This is a genomic window from Halorubrum sp. C191, assembly GCF_002727095.1.
Lineage (GTDB): Archaea > Halobacteriota > Halobacteria > Halobacteriales > Haloferacaceae > Halorubrum > Halorubrum ezzemoulense.
Map to the genome: position 1 here is coordinate 1 of NZ_NHNZ01000149.1, position 4,357 is coordinate 4,357.

Genomic DNA, 4,357 nt, shown 5'->3' on the forward strand with positions numbered 1-4,357 from the left:
ACGCCTCGGACGGACGCAGCGAGGCAACACGCGACGAGAGCGACCGCGCCCCGCCGAAACTATCATGAACAAAGGTTTATTCTCTGTTCTCCCCCGGTCGTTATCATGGCAAGCGAGCCCACGAGGGGCGGTGACACACCTGCCCCGGACACGTCGGCGGCCGCGCTCGGCCACGATCGGCCGGACGTGCCCGCGTATCGGGCGCTCGCGGCGGACCTCCGCGAGCGCGTGACGGGCGAGGTCCAGTTCGACGAGTACGCGCAGGTGCTGTACGCCACGGACGGGAGCGTCTATCAGGCCCGGCCCGCCGGCGTCGTCGTCCCCCGCTCGATCGACGACGTGCGGGCGGCGATGGCGGTCGCGGCCGACCACGGCGTCCCCGTCATCCCGCGGGGGGCCGGCTCCTCGCTGGCCGGGCAGAGCGTCGGTCCGGGCTGTGTCGTCCTCGACTTCTCGACGCACATGGACGGGATCGTCGAGGTGCGCCCGGACGACCGGAGGGCGGTGGTCCAGCCCGGGGTCGTTCAGGACCGACTCGACGACCGGCTGGCGGAGGACGGGCTGAAGTTCGCGCCGGATCCGGCCTCCTCGGCGCGGGCGACGGTCGTCGGCGGCATCGGCAACAACTCCACCGGCGCGCACTCGGTCCGGTACGGGATCACCGACGCGTACACGGAGGAGCTGACAGTCGTGCTCGCCGACGGGTCGCTGATCGAGACCCGCGAGGTCGTCCTCGACTCGCCGGAGTACGAGGCGATCGTCGAAGGGGACGACCGGGAGGCGGCGCTGTACGAGACGACCCGCGCGCTCGTCGAGGCGAACGAGGCCGCGATCGACGAGAAGTACCCGAACCTCAAGCGCTCCGTCTCCGGGTACAACCTCCACAAGGTGATCTACGAGAACGACGACGGCGAGCGGGTGATCAACCTCTCGAAGCTGTTCGTCGGCGCGGAGGGGACGCTCGGGACGATCGTCGAGGCGGAGGTGTCGCTCGTCACGCGACCCGAGGAGACGGCGCTCGCGCTGTACGCCTTCGACTCGCTGGTCGACGCGATGAAGGCGGTCCCGGAGGCGCTGGAGTTCCCCGTGAGCGCGGTCGAGCTGATGGACGACGAGGTGTTCTCGCTGGCGGCCGGGTCACAGGAGTTCGCGCAGTACGCGGAGCCGATCCCGGAGCGCGCGGCCGCGGCGCTCATGCTGGAGTGGGACTCGGAGCTGGTCGACGACTTCGCGGACGCGATCGCCGACACGACGGCGCACTTCGTCGCCGAGGGCGACGCGTTCGACGTACTGGAGGCGTACGCCCCCGAGGCCCAAGAAGACCTCTGGAAGCTCCGGAAGGCCGCCATCCCGCTCCTGATGAGAATGCGGGGCGACCCGAAGCCGTACCCGTTCATCGAGGACGCCACGGTCCCGCCCGAAGAGCTCGCGGAGTACGTCGGGCAGTTCGAGTCGGTCCTCGCGGATCATGACACCTCGGCGGCGTACTTCGCCCACGCCGGGAGCGGGACGCTCCACATCCGGCCCATCCTCTCGCTGAAAGAGGAGGAAGGCGTCGAGAAGATGCACTCCATCTCCGAGGACGTCACCGACCTCGTCTTGGAACACCACGGCGCCTTCTCGGGCGAACACGGCGACGGGCTCGCGCGCACCGAGTTCAACCCGAAGATGTACGGCGAAGCGCTGTGGGCGGCGTTCCAGGAACTCAAGTCGACGTTCGACCCCGAGTGGCGGATGAATCCCGGGAAGGTCGTCTACGTCGACGGTGACACCGCGGCCGAGCGGGGCTATCCCGACACCGCAGCCGAGACGGACATGCGCGAGAACCTCCGGTACGGCCCCGCCTACGAGTCGATCGAGCCGCAGACCGAGCTGGACTTCTCCGACGAGGGCGGGCTCTCGCACCTCGTCGAGCTGTGTAACGGCTGCGGCACCTGCCGAGAGACCGACTCCGGCGTGATGTGTCCGACCTACCGCGCCTCCGAGGAGGAGGTCCAGTCGACCCGCGGCCGGGCGAACATGCTGCGGGCCGCGATCAGCGGGGAGCTCGACGACGACGAGATCCACTCCGACCGGTTCCAAGAGGAGGTGCTCGGGCTCTGCGTCGGCTGTAAGGGGTGTAAGAGCGACTGCCCCACGGGGGTCGACCTCGCGAAGCTCAAGGCCGAGGTGAAACACGACCACCACGAGCGGGAGGAGGCGGGCCTCCGCGAGCGCATCTTCCGCGACATCGACCGCCTCTCCGCGCTCGGCAGCGCGCTCGCCCCGCTCTCAAACGCGGCCACGAAGCTCCCGGGCGCCCGCAAGGTGATGGACGCGGTCGCGGGGATCGCCCCGGACCGCGAGCTCCCGACGTTCCGCGCCGAGAGCTTCGAGGAGTGGTTCGACGCGCGCGGGGGCTCGACGGTCGACCCCGCCGACGCGACCGACACGGTCGCGCTGTTCCCCGACACCTACACCAACTACAGCTACCCGGCCGCCGGCAAGGCCGCCGTTTCGGTGCTGGAGGCGGCCGGCGTCCGCGTCGAGGTGCCGGACGACCTCGCGCCCTCGGGCCGCGCGGCGTTCTCGACGGGATTCCTCGACGCGGCCTGCGAGCGCGCCGAGGCCAACGTCGCGGCGCTCGCGCCCCGCGTCCGCGACGGGCAGTCGGTCGTCTTCGTCGAGCCCTCGGACGCGGTGATGTTCCAGGACGAGTACCTCGACCTGCTCGACGGCGACGAGGTCAGAGCGGTGTCGGCCGCCGCGTGCGGCGTCCTGGAGTACCTCGACGCCGGCCGCGTGGACGAGCGGCTGGCGTTCGACGCGCCCGCGGAGTCGCTCACCTACCACGGCCACTGTAACCAGAAGGCGACGAACAAGGACCACCACGCGGTCGGCGTGCTGCGGCGCGCCGGCTACGACGTGTACCCGCTCGACTCCTCCTGTTGCGGGATGGCGGGGTCGTTCGGTTACGAGTCCGAACACTACGACCTCTCGGCGGCGATCGGTCGGATCCTCTTCGATCAGGTCGACGAGAGCGACGGCGAGACGGTGACCGCCCCCGGGGCCTCCTGCCGGTCACAGCTCGGCGACCGCGACGCCGCGGCCGCGGCCCCGCCGCACCCCATCGAGAAGGTCGCCGAGGCGGTCGCCGGGCCCGCGCCCGACGCGGGCGCCGACGCGACGACTCCGTCCCCGGCCGACGACTGAGCCGGCGTTACGGTCGACGCCCCCGCCGATCGGCCCGGCGTCCGCGACCGTCAGTTCGGCGCCCGGGCCGATCTGTCCGTCCCGTCGACACCGCGCTTTGCGGGCTCTCACCCCGCTTAACCGACGTAACGCTTATGAGCGAACAGACCTTGTCAATAGTTGCCATGTGCCACCATTACGATGAGGCGATGACCTGGGAGGAGGTCCGGGCACGCCACAGATCCGAGGAGGCGGACGAGGAACCCGACGCGATCCCCGACGCCGACGCGGTCGACGAGCCGGCGGGTGAGACGGAGGAGCCCGAGCCCCCGGCGGAGCCGCGCGCCCCGGCCGACGACTGACGCGGTCGGGCACGACCCCGCCTCGAACCCCGACAATCTTTTCGCGCGCCCGGAACGCCGAGCGGCGGCGCCGGCGTGCCTCGACCGCCGGCGCCAGCGTGCCCCGACCGCCGGCGCCAGCGTGCCCCGACCGCCGACGAAATCAAGCCGCTCGCGCCCGTCACGTCGGTATGGACCGCAACGCGGTGCGCCGCGCGTGGGACGAGGTCGCCGAGACGTACGCCGCCCGCCGCGACCCCGACGGCTCGGACGCGGCGCTGATCGACGACCTGCTCGACGCGCTGGCAAGTGACCCCGCGGTCGGCGACGGCGACCCGCTCGTCCTCGACGTCGGCTGCGGCGACGGCGCGCGCACGCTCGCGAACCTCCCGCCGGGCAGCGTTGGGATCGACATCTCTCGCCGGGGGCTCGACCTCGCCCGAGAGACCGTCCCCGAGGCCCGGCTCGTCCACGGCGAGATGTCGGCGCTCCCGTTCGCGGCCGACCGCTTCGACGCGGTCACGGCGTACCACGCGGTGTTTCACGTCGAGCGGGAGCGCCACCCCGAGGTGTACGCGGAGTTCGCCCGCGTCCTCCGTCCCGGCGGGCGACTCCTCACGACGCTGCCGGGCGGCCGCTTCGAGACGGTCCGGCGCGGCTGGATGGGCGGCGAGATGTTCTTCTCCGCACCTGGCCGCGAGCGCACGCTCGACCAGCTCCGCGCCGCGGGGTTCACCGAGGTCGAGACGCCGACCGCGACCGACCCGCTCGGCAGCAGCACCGAGTTCGCGCTCGCGACGCTCGGCGAGACACCCGACAGGGAAGCACGCTCTTCGGTAGACTGG

General features: G+C 71.5%; 3 protein-coding genes. All 3 read left to right on the plus strand.

The features are described 5' to 3' along the window. The first annotated feature begins 105 nt into the window (after nucleotides 1-105). The gene (locus Z052_RS14505; RefSeq protein WP_099289188.1) at nucleotides 106-3,192 is read left to right on the plus strand and encodes an FAD-binding and (Fe-S)-binding domain-containing protein; all 3,087 of its coding nucleotides are present in this window, start codon (nucleotides 106-108) and stop codon (nucleotides 3,190-3,192) included. 164 nt (nucleotides 3,193-3,356) lie between these two features. Continuing rightward, complete coding sequence (locus Z052_RS20595; protein WP_167373103.1) at nucleotides 3,357-3,533, plus strand: hypothetical protein; 177 nt, start codon at nucleotides 3,357-3,359, stop codon at nucleotides 3,531-3,533. Nucleotides 3,534-3,703: 170 nt separating this feature from the next. After that, a partial coding sequence (locus Z052_RS14510; protein ID WP_099289189.1) for a class I SAM-dependent methyltransferase occupies nucleotides 3,704-4,357 on the plus strand: 654 nt, incomplete at its 3' end.

Coding starts and splice junctions, on each gene's coding strand:
- Z052_RS20595 (WP_167373103.1), top strand. CDS start 3,357: ATGTGCCACCATTACGATGAGGCGATGACCTGGGAGGAGGTCCGGGCA.
- Z052_RS14505 (WP_099289188.1), top strand. CDS start 106: ATGGCAAGCGAGCCCACGAGGGGCGGTGACACACCTGCCCCGGACACG.